Origin of the sequence: Hyphomonas sp. GM-8P (genome assembly GCF_003263315.1) — a bacterium.
Classification (GTDB): domain Bacteria; phylum Pseudomonadota; class Alphaproteobacteria; order Caulobacterales; family Hyphomonadaceae; genus Hyphomonas.
Genome location: NZ_AWFE01000007.1, coordinates 1 through 1,220 on the forward strand (window position 1 = coordinate 1; position 1,220 = coordinate 1,220).

Here is a 1,220-nt window from a genome sequence, read left to right on the forward strand (position 1 = left end):
GTCCCGCATTTGAATGGAGAGTCTGTCGCAACGGAGACAGACAATGCGCAAGAGCAAATTTACCGAGGAACAGATCATCGCGATCCTGGCAGAACAGGAGCGAGGCATGGCCACGTCAGACGTGTGTCGGCGTCACGGGGTCAGTTCGGCTACGTTCTACAAGTGGAAGGCCAAGTATGGCGGGATGGACGTATCGGACGCCCGCAAGCTGAAGACGTTGGAGACCGAGAACGCGCGGTTGAAGAAGCTGCTGGCTGACAGCATGCTCGACAACTCGATCCTGAAAGATTTGCTGGGAAAGAACTGACGACGCCCCAGTTGAAGCGGGCTGCGGCTCTGAAGGTGATTGATAAATACGATATCTCCCAGCGCCGCGCCTGCCGACTGGTCAGCGTCGATCCGAAGACTGTCCGGCGAGAGCCCGAACCAGACAACCCTGAGATCCGCGAACGCATGCGAGAGATCGCAGCGACACGTCGCCGGTTCGGCTATCGCCGGATCGAAGTGATGTTGGCACGAGAGGGTATCGTGATGAACCAGAAGAAGCTCAGACGCCTCTACAAGGAGGAAGGGTTGTCGGTGAAACGCAGGCGTGGCCGCAAGCGCGCGACTGGAACACGCGAACCGATGCCTGTTCCGGACGGTCCGTCGCAGCGCTGGAGCCTCGACTTCGTGTCCGATGTCTTTGGGCCGGCCCGGCGGTTCCGCATGCTGAACGTGATCGACGATTACACGCGCGAGTGCCTGGCACTGGTGGCGGACACATCGCTGTCAGGCGCCCGCGTGGCCCGTGAACTGGATCGCTGCATCCGTCTCTATGGCAGGCCCGAAACCATCGTCTCAGACAACGGGACGGAGCTGACCAGTCGCGCCATCCTCGAATGGCAGAACCAAACCGGCATCGCCTGGCACTATATCGCCCCGGGCAAACCGCAGCAGAACGGCTTCGTCGAAAGCTTCAACGGCAAGCTGCGTGATGAGTGCCTGAACGAAGAAGTGTTCGACAGCCTCGCTCATGCCCGCAAGATCCTCGGGCGTTGGCGACATGACTATAACCACCACCGGCCTCACTCATCGCTGGGCGGGCTGACGCCCGCAGCGCGCCGGTCGCTCGTGCATGTTGGGAGCGCCGCTCCCGACGCGCTCGCCACACCTCAAACCATGGACTATGAAAGGGCTAGACTCTCGAAATGAATGAGGGACGCGAGGGTCTCAGGTCA

The 1,220-nt window shown here is 60.7% G+C and carries 1 protein-coding gene; it reads left to right on the forward strand.

What is annotated here, in order from left to right; translation table 11 throughout:
- Positions 1-43 precede the first annotated feature (43 nt).
- Positions 44-1,194, forward strand: a protein-coding gene (locus HY26_RS01635; protein ID WP_233351500.1) for an IS3 family transposase whose coding sequence is annotated in 2 segments (ribosomal slippage) — positions 44-302 and positions 302-1,194 — 1,152 coding nt in all. Because the reading frame shifts where the segments join, the coding sequence is not laid out codon by codon here.
- Positions 1,195-1,220 lie beyond the last annotated feature (26 nt).